The organism is Flavobacterium sp., assembly GCF_040382755.1.
Classification (GTDB): domain Bacteria; phylum Bacteroidota; class Bacteroidia; order Flavobacteriales; family Flavobacteriaceae; genus Flavobacterium.
This window is the reverse complement of the sequence record NZ_JBEIET010000215.1, coordinates 1-2125: the sequence shown is the minus strand read 5'-3', so window position 1 is coordinate 2125 and position 2125 is coordinate 1. Positions and strand designations below refer to the sequence as shown.

The window sequence follows — 2125 nt, the reverse complement described above, 5'->3', positions numbered from 1 at the left end:
TTGTGTAAAACTTACGAGTCGTTATATGACGGACCGATTTTTACCAGACAAAGCTATTGATGCTTTAGATGAAGCGGGTTCTCGTGTGCACATTACAAATATTGAAGTGCCAAAACAAATTTTAGAACTGGAAAAACAATTAGAAGAAGTTCGTGAACTGAAAAATTCAGTGGTTAAAAAACAAAAATTTGAAGAAGCAGCCAAATTACGTGATGACGAAAAGAAAATAGAAAAAGATTTAGCCATTGCGCAAGAAAAATGGGAAGAAGATTCTAAGTTAAATCGTGTTGAAGTAACGGAAGACAATGTTGCAGATGTCGTTTCAATGATGACAGGGATTCCTGTAAATAGAATTGCGCAAACAGAAACTAATAAATTAGCCAAACTACCGGAACTAATAAAAGGAAAAGTAATTGGACAAGACGAAGCTGTACAAAAAATTGCTAAATCTATACAAAGAAACCGAGCGGGTTTAAAAGATCCTAACAAACCAATAGGTTCGTTTATCTTTTTAGGTTCTACAGGTGTCGGAAAAACGCAATTAGCAAAAGTATTGGCGAAAGAATTATTTGATTCTGAAGAGGCGTTAGTGCGAATCGATATGAGTGAATATATGGAGAAATTTGCTATTTCACGTTTAGTTGGAGCACCTCCAGGCTATGTTGGCTACGAAGAAGGTGGTCAATTAACCGAAAAAATTAGAAGAAAACCATACGCAGTTGTTTTATTAGACGAAATAGAAAAAGCACATCCAGATGTTTTTAACATGATGCTTCAGGTCTTAGACGATGGTTTTTTAACAGATAGTTTAGGTAGAAAGATCGATTTTAGAAATACAATAATTATAATGACTTCTAATATTGGAGCCCGTCAATTAAAAGATTTCGGTCAAGGTGTTGGTTTTGGAACGGCTGCGAAAACAGCTCAAGCTGATGATTACAACAAATCGGTAATTGAAAATGCTTTGAAAAAAGCGTTTGCACCTGAATTTTTAAATAGAATTGATGATGTAATTGTATTTAATAGTTTAGAAAAACACGATATTGATAAAATAATCGATATTGAAATGGAAAAACTTATTTTACGTATTAAAGATTTAGGATATACGTTTACCATTTCTGAAAAAGCAAAAGATTTCATTGCTGAAAAAGGTTTTGATAAACAATTTGGAGCACGACCATTAAAAAGAGCCATCCAGAAATATGTTGAAGATGCGCTTGCCGAAGAAATAATAACTTCAAAAATACATGAAGGCGATGAAATCTTTATGGATTTAGATGAGGTCTCACAAGAACTAATTGTAAAAGTAATGAAAACAGAAAAACCTGCTAATTAGCAGGTTTTTCTTTATAAATTACTCTAAGAATTAAAATGCATATCCGATACCAAATCCGAAGTTAGGTAAAGTACCACTAGCTTTTAGAGTTGAAAATAAACCATCTTCGTTTTTGTAAGTAAATTTATTATAAGCAATTCCTACGTTTAAATCTATCGACAATCCACTATCCCAAATCCATTGATAACCTCCTTTTGCACCAACTTTTAAGGCACCAAAATTAGTTTCATTAGAAGTTCCCGTTGTAATAGCACCAGTACTACTGATTGAAAATGAATTTTCAAGTTTAACTTTTCCAGAATTGTATCCAGCTTGTGCACCAGCATAAAACCCTTGTAATGCTTCATTAAAGTAATAACGGTATTGTAATTCACCTCCAAAATTAGAATATTTAGCATCACCGATTTTAAATCCACCAATACCACCTCCAACTACAAAGGAGCTGTTATCACCTAACTTGTGTTCAAAACTTACTAAATCTGTACCACCCAAAATTGATAATGGGTTAACTTTTACAATGTTTTCTTGTGCGTTTGTAGCAACAAAACCAAAAACTGCAATTGCAGTAAATAATACTTTTTTCATAAATTATTTGTTTTAGATTAATTTGAGACTGCTAATATAAATATTTTTCTTTTTAAAAAAAATTATTTCTTCAAAAATGGCATTTTAACCACTTTTGCTTTAATATCTTTATTTCTAATTCGAATATAAATTTCAGAATCTGGAGTTGCTAATGCTGTTGGAACGTATCCCATTCCTATGGCAATTCCTAAACTTGGCGATTGC

At 32.3% G+C, this 2125-nt stretch carries 3 protein-coding genes; 1 reads left to right on the top strand and 2 read right to left on the bottom strand.

Features of this window, described 5'->3' with window-relative positions:
• Positions 1-1336: AAA family ATPase (locus ABWO04_RS11375; RefSeq protein ID WP_353079805.1), on the top strand; the 1336-nt coding region annotated here is incomplete at its 5' end.
• A gap of 30 nt (positions 1337-1366) precedes the next feature.
• Here the strand turns inward: ABWO04_RS11375 and ABWO04_RS11370 are convergent.
• The gene (locus tag ABWO04_RS11370; RefSeq protein WP_353079804.1) at positions 1367-1921 is read right to left on the bottom strand and encodes a DUF3575 domain-containing protein; all 555 of its coding nucleotides are present in this window, start codon (positions 1919-1921) and stop codon (positions 1367-1369) included.
• 62 nt (positions 1922-1983) lie between these two features.
• The coding region (locus ABWO04_RS11365; protein WP_353079806.1) for a glycine cleavage T C-terminal barrel domain-containing protein at positions 1984-2125 on the bottom strand (142 nt) is incomplete at its 5' end.

Coding starts and splice junctions, on each gene's coding strand:
- ABWO04_RS11370 (WP_353079804.1), bottom strand. CDS start 1,921: ATGAAAAAAGTATTATTTACTGCAATTGCAGTTTTTGGTTTTGTTGCT.